9 protein-coding genes are annotated in these 11,948 nt (G+C 53.0%); 5 read left to right on the forward strand and 4 right to left on the reverse strand.

What is annotated here, in order from left to right:
• Genes OLG56_RS19950 through OLG56_RS19960 form a run of 3 tightly spaced genes read right to left on the reverse strand, consistent with a single transcriptional unit; the run spans nt 1 to nt 3,836 of the window.
• Nucleotides 1-774, reverse strand: coding sequence for a dimethyl sulfoxide reductase anchor subunit family protein (locus OLG56_RS19950; RefSeq protein ID WP_000544921.1), 774 nt, complete (start codon nt 772-774; stop codon nt 1-3).
• Nucleotides 767-1,393, reverse strand: a complete 627-nt coding sequence (locus OLG56_RS19955) for a DMSO/selenate family reductase complex B subunit (protein ID WP_000816143.1) — start codon at nt 1,391-1,393, stop codon at nt 767-769. Before OLG56_RS19955 ends, OLG56_RS19950 begins: the two co-directional genes overlap by 8 nt.
• Before the next feature lie 13 nt (nt 1,394-1,406).
• Nucleotides 1,407-3,836: a DMSO/selenate family reductase complex A subunit gene (locus OLG56_RS19960; RefSeq protein WP_023207450.1), complete on the reverse strand. Its 2,430-nt coding sequence runs from the start codon at nt 3,834-3,836 to the stop codon at nt 1,407-1,409.
• A 374-nt stretch (nt 3,837-4,210) separates the two neighbouring features.
• Between OLG56_RS19960 and OLG56_RS19965 the strand changes: the two genes are divergently transcribed.
• From OLG56_RS19965 to fumA, 5 genes are all read left to right on the forward strand, one after another.
• Nucleotides 4,211-5,842 carry a sensor histidine kinase gene (locus OLG56_RS19965; RefSeq protein WP_207011554.1) on the forward strand — a complete coding sequence of 544 codons (1,632 nt, stop codon included), beginning with the start codon at nt 4,211-4,213 and terminating at the stop codon, nt 5,840-5,842.
• Nucleotides 5,839-6,558, forward strand: a complete 720-nt coding sequence (gene dcuR, locus OLG56_RS19970; RefSeq protein WP_000611307.1) for a two-component system response regulator DcuR — start codon at nt 5,839-5,841, stop codon at nt 6,556-6,558. Before OLG56_RS19965 ends, dcuR begins: the two co-directional genes overlap by 4 nt.
• 316 nt (nt 6,559-6,874) lie before the next feature.
• Nucleotides 6,875-7,141: a hypothetical protein gene (locus tag OLG56_RS19975; protein ID WP_001530565.1), complete on the forward strand. Its 267-nt coding sequence runs from the start codon at nt 6,875-6,877 to the stop codon at nt 7,139-7,141.
• A gap of 146 nt (nt 7,142-7,287) precedes the next feature.
• A complete protein-coding gene (dcuB, locus tag OLG56_RS19980; protein ID WP_000899149.1) occupies nt 7,288-8,628 on the forward strand; it encodes an anaerobic C4-dicarboxylate transporter DcuB in 1,341 nt (446 codons plus the stop codon).
• 95 nt (nt 8,629-8,723) lie between these two features.
• Entirely contained in the window at nt 8,724-10,370 is a 1,647-nt protein-coding gene (gene fumA, locus OLG56_RS19985) for a class I fumarate hydratase FumA (protein WP_000037187.1), read from the forward strand.
• Nucleotides 10,371-10,458: 88 nt separating this feature from the next.
• On the opposite strand, the gene melB is transcribed toward fumA, so the two are convergent.
• Nucleotides 10,459-11,889, reverse strand: coding sequence for a melibiose:sodium transporter MelB (gene melB / locus OLG56_RS19990; protein ID WP_000028070.1), 1,431 nt, complete (start codon nt 11,887-11,889; stop codon nt 10,459-10,461).
• Nucleotides 11,890-11,948: the final 59 nt, after the last annotated feature.

Consider the following 11,948-nt stretch of genomic DNA (forward strand, 5'->3'; position numbering starts at 1 on the left):
CTACATTGGCAGCGTCCACAGATTGTAAAACGCAATCCTACCCGCCAACTCCGCCGCGATAACCACCACTGCCGTCATGGCCAGCACCGCAGCGCTCGATTTCAGGCGCGCGCAGACCACCACCCCGACCACACCCGCCGCCAGCAATATCGCCTGGGCGGTAAACCAGCTATGCTGCGCGGCGGTCAGAGCGCTATCGGCGCTCATCAGCGTCGCCATATAGCCCGGGCGCAGACAAAAGCTCACCAAAATCGCCAACACGCTGACCAGTAGCCCCAGACGGCGCACGCCAAACAATGCCGCCAACGCGCCGCCGCCAATCAACGGCGTCAATATCATCATTGCCGTGGTGTAAGATGAACGCCAGGTCGCCACCGTCGGCAGTTGGTAAATCTGCGGAACGGCGTATAAGAAGACCACCCCGACTATCGCTGCCAACCATACCAACGCGTTACACAGCGGCGTCGCCCGGTTCAGCAACAAACCGAGCGCCCCCAGACCGCCGAGCGCCGCAAAAGCCGCCGACAAGACAATCTCGTTACTCATCGGCGAATGTCCGACGCGCAGCAGCATATTCAGCGCGCGCAGCGGTTGCCCGACGTGGAAGATGCCGACAATGACGCCAAGCCCAAACAGGCACATCACCGAGAACAGACCGATAGCCTTACGCCGCGGCGCGACCAGCCCCATTGCGCCGCCAATCAGCAGCAGAATAAACGCGCCGACCGCGCTCTGGGTAAAGACCGTAAAAAAGACCAGCGGTAACTCATGCATGGCGCACCTCCCGAATGTTCATGATTGCGCCTTCCGTATCGCCTGTGGGTCTCGCTTTCGGATGCGGTTTAATAATGAGGTTAGGATGGGTGAACGACGCCGAAGGCAGCGGCGCAATTTGATTCTCCGTGCCATATTTTGCCCGTAATTCATCGACAGGGCCAAAATCCAGCGCTCGCTGCGGGCAAGAATCCACACAAATAGGGCGCAGATTGTTCTCCAGTCGGTCAAGACAACCGTCGCATTTACGCATCACGTTCGCCTGCGTATCAAACTGCGGCGCGCCGTAGGGGCAGCGCATTTCACAATAGCGACAGCCGACGCATACGCTGTCATCCACCACTACCAGACCATCCTCTTTGCGTTTATGCATCGCCCCGGTCGGACAGCCGGAGACACATACCGGCTCATCGCAATGGTTACAAGCAATAGAGAGGTAGTAGGTAAAGGTGTCGTGATGCCAGCTTTCCCCCTCTTTCACCCAGCTTCCGCCGCCATATTCATAGACGCGGCGCAGTTTCGGACCAACATCCAGATCTTTATTATCCTTGCAGCTTACCTGGCAGGTTTTACAGCCTGAACAGCGCGAGGAGTCAACATAAAAGCCATACTGTTTCATCGTACATCACTCCTTAAGCGCGTTTAATTTCAACCAGATTGGTATGCTGCGGATTGCCTTTCGCCAGCGGCGAAGGGTGGTGGCTGGTCAGCGTATTGATACAGCCGCCGACATCAACGCCGTTGCCGTCAAGCCGCGTCCACGCGCCCTGCGGCATCGCCGCCACGCCGGGTAAAATGCGCTGGGTCACTTTACAGGGAAGCTCCACCACGCCGCGGTCATTGAATACATGCACCCGATCGCCGGACTTCAATTGGCGGGCGCTGGCGTCAATCGGGTTAATCCAGACTTCATCCGGCACCGCCTCATGCAGCATCAGCACATTGCTGTAGGTCGAGTGGGTATGCCCTTTGGTATGGAAGCCGCTTAACTGCAACGGATACTTCGCCGTCAGCGCTTTGTTAAGGTGCGACTCTTTCGCCGGACAAAATTCCGGCAATGCGGGAATTCGCTCGCCTTCTGGCAAAGTCCACGTTTGCGCCAGATCCGCCAGCGCCTGGGAGTAAATTTCAATTTTGCCCGACGGCGTGGAGAGTGGATTAGCCTCGGCGTCGGCGCGGAAATCGGCAAACGCAAGGCTCTGCTGCTCGGTCGCGATACGCTGGTCAATCACGCCCATCTCTTTCGCCACGCTCCACTCCGGCAGGTATGGTCGTTTTTCACGGATCTGCTGATAGTGCATCTCCGCCCACTGCGCCTGAGTTCGGCCCTCGGTATATTGCTCGCGCAGTCCAAGATGCCCGGCGATATCCGCGCAGATGTCATACGTGCTGCGCACTTCCCACATCGGTTTAACGGTTTTCTGAATCGCAATCATATAGTTATGCGATCCCGCCGCATAGGAGCTGTCCACCAGGTCTTCCGCCTCAAGATAGCTGGTCTCCGGCAACAGCAGATCTGCATACATCGCGCTGGGCGTCATATGGTTTTCAATCACGATAATGGTTTCACACAGCGATTCATCCGCGAGAATTTGACGGGTGCGGTTCGTTTCGCCGTGCTGATTCAGCAAGGTATTACCGGCCTGGTTGAAAAACAGCTTAATCCCGGTTTTTAGCCTGTCCGCGCCTTTCACGCCCATTGTCGTCGCGGTCATTTTCTCCGGATGCTGAATGGCGTCCGTCCATAGATAGCAAGGAATAGAGGTTTTGATCGGATTCTTACCGACAGGCAACAATGGCACGCCATACGGCGTACCGTAAGGCCAGTTGCCATTGTTGGTGCCGGGCCGCCCGAAGTGGCCGGTTAACGCTGGCAGCGTCTGAATAGCACGCACGGTTTGTTCGCCGTTGGCATGACGCTGCGGCCCCCAGCCCTGGCAAATATAGCAGGCGCGCGCCGAGGCGATTTCGCGCGCCAGTTGGCGAATACGCGTTGCCGGAATACCGGTGATATCCGCCGCCCATTCCGGGGTTTTCGCGATACCGTCATCGCCCGTGCCAAGAACATAATCTTTATAGCTGGCGTTAGGCGCAGCCGTGTCCGGCAATGTGCTACGGTCATAGCCGACGCAATAGCGGTTTACCAGCGCCTCGTCGAGAAGCTGTTCGGTAATCAGCGTATGCGCGATGCCGGCGACTAACGCAGCGTCCGTGGTTGGGCGAATCGGTAGCCATTCGGCGTGTTCGGTAATCACCGAATCGGTATAGCGCGGATCGATAATAATGACTCGGGCTTTCGAGGTCTCCAGCGCCCGGCGCAGCTCTTCAACCTGACCGCCGCCGGACATCCGCGTTTCTGAGAGATTCAGACCAAATAGCACCACCAGATCGGAATGCGCGATCTGCGTAAAATGGCTACCGACATAATCGCCGTGGGTATAGGGCGTGGCGGTGGCGATTTGCGCCGTGGAATAGGTGTTGTGATAATTTAAATAACCGCCGGTGAGATTTAATAATCTTATCCAGGCGGGCCTGCCCTGCGTATGATAATATGCCCCGGATTGATAATTATAATAAATAGCTTCCCGGCCATATTGTTCGCTAACGCGCGTTAATTCCGCTGCAATAAAGGCCGTGGCCTCATCCCATGAAATACGTTTAAATTTTCCTTCACCGCGTTTTCCCACTCTTTTCATCGGATACTTAATGCGATCCGGGCTATAGACGCGCCAGCGACTGGAACGCCCACGCAGGCAGGGACGAATCTGATGCTCGCCGAATACCGCGTCATCTTTCGCGTCTTCCGGCTCAATGCGCACGATGCGATCATTTTTCACGATAACCTTAAGCGGGCATCGGCTGCCACAGTTGACCAGACAGGCGCTGTGCCTGACGGTTTCGTCGTTGGCATCCTTCGGTATCGGGGTATCCTGCGCCTGGGCAGTGGTAGCAAAAGGCAGCGTAATCGCCTGACTTAGCGTCACCGCCGCCCCTACTTTTGCAGTAGCGACAATAGCATCACGTCGGGTTATGGTTGTGTTCAGCCATTTTTTTATTTCCATTTTTTATTTCTCACATTGCTTCCATAATTATTAATAATATGTAATGAAAACTAATCATAATAGATTAAACATTAGCGCTGATTGATTGTGATCAAACGCATTCTGAACGTCAGTAAAAATAAAACGTGACACCGCATACGTTATTATAAAAATTAATGAAAAATTATTTTATGCAATTGTGATGAAAATAAATTACCCATCACGGTATCCGGCGATATTAATTAACGACATGACGTTTGCCAGTCGACATGAGCAGGTAGCGCCCCCTACAAGGTAAGACGGGCTTTTCAACACTGGAGCAACATCGCCTATGCCTTTGAATTAGACGCCTCATCAGGGATAATAACCTTACGATTCGTCCGCTCAGGTCCACTATGAAACACTCCCTGCCATGCCGGGCGTTACGCAAACGCCCCATGAAACTCGGCACTACCGTCATTCTGATGGTCAGCGCCGTTTTGTTTTCGGTGCTCGTTGTGGTCCATCTGATCTATTTTTCGCAAATCAGCAGCATGACGCGCGACGCGCTGGCAGATAAAGCGCTGGCGGTGGCGCGCTCGCTGGCGGACTCTCCGGCAATTCGCGAGGGGCTGAAAAAACCGCCTGCGGAAAGCGGCATTCAGACGCTCGCCGAAGCGGTGAGCCAGCATAATGGCTTTTTGTTTATTGTGGTGACCAACATGCAGGGCATCCGTTATTCGCACCCAGAAACGCAGCGAATCGGTCAACCGTTCAAAGGCGATGACATTCTGCTCGCGCTGCAGGGAAAGGAAAACGTTGCCATTAATCGCGGCTTTCTTGCCAAAGCGCTGCGCGTTTTCACACCGGTTTATGATGAACGCCACCGGCAGATCGGTGTGGTAGCGATCGGCCTGGAACTCAGTCACGTTACGCAGCAGATCAACAATAGCCGCGGCAGTATTATCTGGTCCATTCTGTTCGGCGCTCTGGTGGGGTTATTAGGCACGTATGCGCTGGTCAAGATGCTAAAACGTATCCTGTTTGGCCTCGAACCCTATGAGATCTCAACCCTGTTTGAACAACGCCAGGCGATGCTGCAGTCAATCAAAGAGGGCGTTATCGCCGTGGATGATAGCGGCGAAGTCACGTTGATTAACCATGCGGCGCAGGCGCTGCTCGATTATCGAAAAACGCAGGATGACGCCAGATTATCCACCCTGAGTCATGCCTGGTCGCAGGTGGTGGACATTAGCGAAGTGTTGCGTGACGGTACGCCGCGCCGCGATGAAGAGATTATCGTCAAAGGCCGCCTGCTGCTGGTGAATACCGTTCCGGTGCGCAGCAACGGCGAAATTATCGGCGCGATATCCACCTTCAGGGATAAAACAGAAGTTCGCCAACTGATGCAGCGGTTGGACGGGATGGTGAACTACGCGGATGCGCTCCGTGAACGATCCCACGAATTCATGAACAAATTACATGTGATTCTGGGATTATTGCACCTGAAGAGTTATAAGCAGCTTGAAGCGTATATTATCAAGACGGCCAATAACTATCAGGAAGAGATCGGTTTGCTGCTGGGTAAAATAAAGTCGCCGATTATCGCTGGCTTTTTGCTCAGTAAAATTACTCGCGCCTCTGATTTCGGGCACTGCCTGGTGATAAGCAGCGACAGCCAGTTACCGGATAATAACAATGAAGATCAGGTTACGGTGCTGATTACGGCGCTGGGTAATTTGATTGAAAACGCGCTGGAAGCATTGAGCCAGGAATCCGGCGGCGAAATCAGCGTCTCGTTACACTACCGCCATGGCTGGCTGCATTGCGAAGTGAGCGATGACGGTCCGGGTATCGAACCTGAGCGCATCGAGGCGATTTTTGAAAAAGGCGTCTCGTCGAAAGGCGCCGAACGCGGCGTCGGTTTAGCGCTGGTTAAACAGCAGGTTGAAGCGCTTGGCGGCGTAATTTCCGTGGAGTCCGAGCCTGGGATCTTCACACAATTTTTTGTACAGTTACCCTGGGATGGAAAAAGGACCAGCCTATGATCAATGTATTAATTGTCGATGACGATGCGATGGTCGCGGAGTTAAATCGCCGCTATGTCGCGCAAATCTCCGGTTTTCATTGTTGTGGAACCGCTTCGACGCTGGAAAAAGCGAAAGAGTTTATCTTCAACAGTGAAAATCACATTGACCTAATCCTGCTGGATATCTACATGCAGCAGGAAAACGGTTTGGATCTGCTGCCTGTCCTGCACAGCGCAGGCTGCAAAAGCGACGTTATTGTCATTTCTTCTGCCGCTGACGCCGCCACCATTAAAGATTCGCTTCACTACGGCGTGGTGGATTATCTGATCAAGCCTTTTCAGGCCACGCGCTTTGAAGAAGCGCTGACCGGCTGGCTACGTAAGAAAACGGCGATGGAAAAACGCCAGTATTACGAACAGTCTGAGCTTGACCTGCTCATTCACGGTAATTCATCCAGCGAGCAGGAGCCTCGCCGGCTGCCAAAAGGGCTGACGCAGCAAACGCTACGCACCTTATGCCAGTGGATTGATGCGCATCAGGAGCAGGAATTTTCTACCGACGAGTTGGCCAACGAAGTGAATATCTCGCGCGTCTCCTGCCGTAAATATCTTATCTGGCTGGTGAATTGCCATATCTTGTTTACCAGTATTCATTACGGCGTGACCGGCAGGCCGGTTTACCGCTACCGCGTTCAGCCGGAACATTACTCTTTACTGAAACAATATTGTCAGTAAGGATACCGCATAAATCCGACGCGAAGCGTTATATCCTGGTAACATTTATTATAACAATGCCAATAAAAACGCTATCACATTAATAACAAACCTGGGAAATTGTGTCAGATCAAATATACTCAACCCAGGCCTGTTAACGTTATTTTCTATAATTACAGCGCTATGCGCTGTTTTTAATTTCAAAACGCTAACAAAAGTTAATTAAGTATTATCCCATGCCGAGAGTGTGTATTTTTATTAAAAAAGGGATTTGTCCGGAATTTTCCTGACACTTAAATAAAATTATGTTTGTAGCAATGGAGCTTGTGCTACGCCTATGGACAATACGTATATTGGTGAGCAGATACGCGTCTCCACACGCCATACTAATAATTTAAAAAAATGGCGTGACAATGATCACATAAGTCACATTCTGTTCGCTTTATCTCGTGATTTACCTGATGGCGAGACACAAAAATTAAAGAATAAACGCCTGTTTTTAAAACAGACAAATCATAATTTACTGCTCTCGCTGACTCCACCTGCCCATCGCCAGAGGGTACTCCCCTCTGAACATCACCATCGCAAGAAAATAATTACTTAAAGCAACTCTGTAAAAAGCTTAATCGTTAATCGTCGCCACTGGCGCATTGAATATTCGCCATTTCCTGATGCTCATTCACACAAATCAGAAGATGGCTGTGATCCATTTATCAAAATTGACTGGGTTTATCGCGAGGATAAATAAAAATGTTATTTAGTATACAGCTTCTCATAATATTAATATGTCTGTTTTATGGCGCCCGAAAGGGCGGCATCGCGCTCGGGTTGTTGGGCGGTATCGGTTTGGTCATTCTGGTGTTTGTTTTCCATCTCCAGCCAGGTAAACCGCCCGTTGACGTAATGCTGGTCATTATCGCGGTAGTCGCCGCGTCGGCAACGTTGCAGGCGTCAGGCGGGCTGGATGTGATGCTGCAGATTGCCGAAAAGCTGCTGCGTCGCAACCCCAAATACGTCTCTATTGTGGCGCCGTTCGTCACCTGTACCCTGACGATTCTGTGTGGGACAGGCCACGTGGTCTACACCATTTTGCCGATTATCTATGATGTGGCGATCAAGAATAATATCCGTCCGGAACGTCCAATGGCGGCCAGTTCTATCGGCGCGCAAATGGGCATCATCGCCAGTCCGGTTTCCGTCGCCGTTGTTTCTCTGGTAGCGATGCTGGGCAACGTGACATTTGACGGAAAACATCTGGAGTTCCTCGATCTGCTGTCGATCACCATCCCGTCTACCCTGCTCGGTATCCTGGCAATCGGTATTTTTAGTTGGTTCCGCGGTAAAGATTTGGATAAAGACGAAGCGTTTCAGAAATTTATCTCCGTACCGGAAAACCGTCAGTACGTGTACGGCGATACCGCGACGCTGCTGGATAAAAAACTGCCGAAAAGCAACTGGCTGGCGATGTGGATCTTCCTGGCGGCGATTGCCGTGGTCGCTCTCCTGGGCGCGGACTCCGACTTACGCCCAACCTTCGGCGGCAAACCGTTGTCGATGGTGCTGGTCATTCAGATGTTCATGCTGCTGACCGGGGCGCTCATTATCATCCTGACCAAAACCAATCCTGCGTCTATCTCAAAAAACGAAGTTTTTCGTTCCGGTATGATTGCGATTGTCGCGGTATACGGGATCGCCTGGATGGCGGAAACCATGTTCGGCGCGCATATGTCGGAAATTCAGGGCGTGCTGGGCGAAATGGTCAAAGAGTATCCGTGGGCCTACGCCATCGTTCTGCTGCTGGTCTCCAAGTTTGTTAACTCCCAGGCAGCGGCGCTTGCGGCGATTGTTCCCGTCGCGCTGGCTATCGGTGTCGATCCGGCGTATATCGTGGCCTCTGCGCCGGCATGTTATGGCTACTATATTCTGCCGACCTACCCAAGCGATCTGGCGGCGATTCAGTTTGACCGTTCCGGCACAACACGTATTGGCCGCTTCGTCATTAACCACAGCTTCATTCTGCCGGGTTTGATTGGCGTGAGCGTCTCCTGCGTCTTTGGCTGGATCTTTGCCGCAATGTACGGATTCCTGTAATGGCCGCGCGCGCCGCCCGGCTATGCGCGGCGCGCGACTTAGAGCCTGGCCCATGAGGCTCTTAATACATTTTCTTACTATTAGGCTGGAAGCACATGTCGAAAAAAGAGTTTATCTATCAGGCGCCTTTCCCGATGGGAGAGGACAAAACAGAGTATTATCTGCTCACCTCCGATTATGTCAGCGTCAGTGAATTCAATGGAGAATCTATCCTAAACGTTGAGCCGCAGGCGTTAACGTTGCTGGCTCAGCAGGCCTTCCATGATGCGTCTTTTATGCTCCGTCCTGAACACCAGCAGCAAGTCGCCGCCATTCTCCATGACCCCGAAGCCAGCGAAAACGACAAATATGTGGCATTGCAATTCCTGAGAAACTCCGAGATCGCCGCCAAAGGCATTCTGCCGACCTGCCAGGATACCGGCACGGCGATTATCATGGGTAAAAAAGGCCAACGCGTCTGGACGGGCGGCGGCGATGAAGCCGCGCTCTCCAAAGGCGTGTTTAATACCTATATCGAAGATAACCTGCGCTACTCGCAGAACGCACCGCTGGATATGTACAAAGAGGTCAATACCGGCAGCAACCTGCCAGCGCAAATCGATCTCTATGCCGTCGATGGCGACGAGTACAAGTTCCTTTGCGTGGCGAAAGGCGGCGGTTCAGCAAACAAAACGTATCTCTATCAGGAGACCAAAGCGCTGCTCACCCCAGGCAAGCTGAAAAACTTCCTCGTTGAGAAAATGCGCACGCTGGGCACCGCAGCCTGTCCGCCATACCATATCGCCTTTGTCATTGGCGGCACCTCGGCGGAAAGCACGCTGAAAACCGTTAAACTCGCCAGCACCCACTATTACGACGCGCTGCCGACGGAAGGTAACGAGCACGGCCAGGCATTCCGCGATCTCCACCTGGAACAGGAACTGCTGGAAGAAGCGCATAAACTTGGCCTCGGCGCCCAGTTCGGCGGGAAATATTTCGCCCACGATATTCGCGTAATTCGCCTGCCTCGTCACGGCGCTTCCTGTCCGGTGGGGATGGGCGTCTCCTGCTCGGCAGACCGTAACATCAAAGCGAAAATCAACCGCGAAGGCATCTGGATCGAAAAACTGGAACACAATCCGGGCCAGTATATTCCGCCAGCGCTGCGTCAGGCGGGCGAAGGCGACGCGGTGAAAGTCGATCTCAACCGTCCGATGAAAGAGATCCTCGCCCAGCTATCGCAGTACCCGGTCTCGACTCGCCTGTCGCTGACGGGCACCATTATCGTAGGTCGCGATATCGCCCACGCGAAGCTAAAAGAGCGTATTGAATCCGGCGAAGACCTGCCGCAGTATATTAAAGACCACCCCATCTATTACGCAGGCCCGGCAAAAACCCCGGCAGGTTATCCATCTGGCTCATTAGGCCCCACCACCGCAGGCCGAATGGACTCTTATGTCGATCTGCTGCAATCCCACGGCGGCAGTATGATCATGCTGGCGAAAGGCAACCGTAGTCAGCAGGTCACGGATGCCTGTAAAAAACACGGCGGCTTTTATTTGGGCAGTATCGGCGGCCCGGCGGCGGTTCTGGCACAGCAGAGCATTAAGCATCTGGAGTGCGTCGAGTATCCGGAACTCGGCATGGAAGCTATCTGGAAAATTGAAGTAGAAGATTTCCCGGCCTTTATCCTGGTGGATGACAAAGGCAACGATTTCTTCCAGCAGATTGTCAGCAAACAGTGCGCTAACTGCGCGAAATAACCTGGCAGGCCCGGCGTTCTCCCGGGCCGCGTTATCGGTTAATTGCCGGATGGCGCTACGCTTATCCGGCCTGCACGAGAGACCATGCTCACGCTTTTACATCGCTGGTCGCTACCACAGAAATCGCCGGGCTATCCGGCTGTTCGACGAATGGCGGCGTTTTCCGGTATTTATCCAGCAGGTGGATCTGAATCTTGCGCAGCATATCGCCGTTCAAACGGTAGTAGCGGAAGTAGAGAACCAACGTCATCATGAAAAACAGTACCGGCAGGACAATCATAATAAACTGCATCCCCTGCAGGGTTTGCGCAGACTGCGCCACGTTCGGCGTGTAGCCAATCAGCCCCAGCACCAGAGCGATAAAGAACGCCGCAAACGCCGAGCCGCCCTTCACGACCATCGTCTGTACGGAATAAGCGATACTCTCGCAGCGAATATTGAGCTTAAATTCCCCATAATCGACCGTATCCGCCACCATGATTACCTGAAGCACCCAAAAGAGCGCGGTCCCGATATTCAGGAAAATACCCGCCGCCACGATTAAAGCGGCATTATGGACATCCGCCAACGCCATCGCGAAGAGCCCTGCGCAACTCAGAACGGGCATCACGGAGGCGCCCGCCCACAATATCCGCCGCGATAACATTTTCACCAGCCGGGGGAAGACAATCAGCGTCAGCAGATTCGCCGCGCCGGCGTAAGAAAGGTAATAGGGAAAAAGATCGGCATCGCCAATCACATAGGTGAAGTAGTAGATCGCAAAGCCATTGATAATATTGGAGGCAATGTTATACGCCAGCGCCATTCCCAACAGGCAAGAGAGCTGATCGTTTTTGTATATCAATCCAACGATCGTTTTTAACGTCAGATGTGGGCGGCCCGCCGTTACACCGTTGTCGGAGGAGTACACCTCATGTACGTTGCGTAATGTCACGATAGTCGAGGCGATAAAGAACGCAATCAGTACCAGCGTAAACATCTGAAAGCCGAACCCACGATCCGCTCCGCCAACGTAGTTCACAAACGGCAGCGTTATACCGGCAGTGACGAAGCCAGCCAGACTGGCGAAGAAACGCGGGAACGGCACCAGTTGTTCGCGTTCTCGCTTATCAAGCGTAATGGTCGGCACCAGCGACCAAAATGGGATATCCATAATGGTATACGTCATGCCCCACAGGATGTAGGTTACGCAGACAAATACAACCTGCGCGGTTCCCTCAAAAAGATGGGCGCTGAACAGCAGGAAAAGCACCAGCGAATTGGTTAAGGTGCCGATCAATATCCACGGCTTAAATTTCCCCCACCGCGAACGCGTGGCGTTGACAATCCATCCCATGATGGGATCGTTTATCGCATCCCAGATTCGCGCGACCAGAAAAAGGGTGCCGACGAGGCCGACCGAGAGTCCCACCACATCGGTGTAGTAATACATCAGGTACATATACACAATGCCGATGGCGAAATCCTTACCAAACGCACCGAACCCGTAACTCAGCTTTGTTGTCAGAGAGATGCTCATAGGGTACCGGGTCGCTGTTACCAGCGCCCGCCTTCTGTTAGTAGAGGTTAAACGCCGGA

Origin of the sequence: Salmonella sp. 2018103 (assembly GCF_026247685.1) — a bacterium.
GTDB lineage: Bacteria > Pseudomonadota > Gammaproteobacteria > Enterobacterales > Enterobacteriaceae > Salmonella > Salmonella enterica.

Coding starts and splice junctions, on each gene's coding strand:
- OLG56_RS19950 (WP_000544921.1), bottom strand. CDS start 774: ATGCATGAGTTACCGCTGGTCTTTTTTACGGTCTTTACCCAGAGCGCG.
- OLG56_RS19955 (WP_000816143.1), bottom strand. CDS start 1,393: ATGAAACAGTATGGCTTTTATGTTGACTCCTCGCGCTGTTCAGGCTGT.
- OLG56_RS19960 (WP_023207450.1), bottom strand. CDS start 3,836: ATGGAAATAAAAAAATGGCTGAACACAACCATAACCCGACGTGATGCT.
- OLG56_RS19965 (WP_207011554.1), top strand. CDS start 4,211: ATGAAACACTCCCTGCCATGCCGGGCGTTACGCAAACGCCCCATGAAA.
- dcuR (WP_000611307.1), top strand. CDS start 5,839: ATGATCAATGTATTAATTGTCGATGACGATGCGATGGTCGCGGAGTTA.
- OLG56_RS19975 (WP_001530565.1), top strand. CDS start 6,875: ATGGACAATACGTATATTGGTGAGCAGATACGCGTCTCCACACGCCAT.
- dcuB (WP_000899149.1), top strand. CDS start 7,288: ATGTTATTTAGTATACAGCTTCTCATAATATTAATATGTCTGTTTTAT.
- fumA (WP_000037187.1), top strand. CDS start 8,724: ATGTCGAAAAAAGAGTTTATCTATCAGGCGCCTTTCCCGATGGGAGAG.
- melB (WP_000028070.1), bottom strand. CDS start 11,889: ATGAGCATCTCTCTGACAACAAAGCTGAGTTACGGGTTCGGTGCGTTT.